The organism is Corallococcus praedator (assembly GCF_003612125.1).
Taxonomy (GTDB): Bacteria; Myxococcota; Myxococcia; order Myxococcales; family Myxococcaceae; genus Corallococcus; species Corallococcus praedator.
Genome location: NZ_RAWI01000827.1, coordinates 1 through 678 on the forward strand (window position 1 = coordinate 1; position 678 = coordinate 678).

1 protein-coding gene is annotated in these 678 nt (G+C 48.1%); it reads right to left on the reverse strand.

The window, feature by feature from the left end; all coding sequences use genetic code 11:
* Window positions 1–270: 270 nt before the first annotated feature.
* A partial coding sequence (locus tag D7Y13_RS50025) for a ribonuclease H family protein (RefSeq protein WP_208734565.1) occupies window positions 271–678 on the reverse strand: 408 nt, incomplete at its 5' end.

Sequence of the window (678 nt, forward strand, 5' to 3'; positions counted from 1 at the left end):
GAGATTATGTTTCCGGCATTCCGTGTAAACGGAATACCGTGTCAACGAATATCCGCGCTGTTTGCGCGGCAGTGACATTCGCTGACACTGCAGCAAGATGAACCATCTTGCTGAAACGGTCAACCAAGACCACTATTCCAGTCTTCTGACTATGATCGGGCGACAGACCTTGCGTACCCATTTATACTGGTTACACCAGTAGAACTCGCGTGCGAGAGAAGCATACGTCTTCTCTCGACCTTGATGCCCCGAAATCGGTGCAACATGGAACTAAAACAAAATTTGATGTTTGAGATCATCGTCGTTTGGAACGACGATGCGACTAACATCATCTTGGTCTGTGCTATAAAGCAACAGACCATCGTGCAATCGATAACGATGCACGCAAGCGCGAAGGAACTCTGGAAGTTCCTCGCGCTTCCGATCAGATTGATTACTGAGGTAATCAATCAGCAGACGAGTTTCCTCGTCTGTTTCGTACGCTTGACGTACCTGTCGTACGAGTGACGACGACAGAGCAGTGCAACGTATTGCGTTTGCACTGGTTGAATCGATTACGGACTGTTTCGTCTCGTAATCGGGGCGTCGTGATAGCGGATGCGCTATCACGTTCAACTTTCCCGGTTTATACTCAACCGTGAAGTTGTATTCAGCAAAGAATGATAACCAACGTGCCAT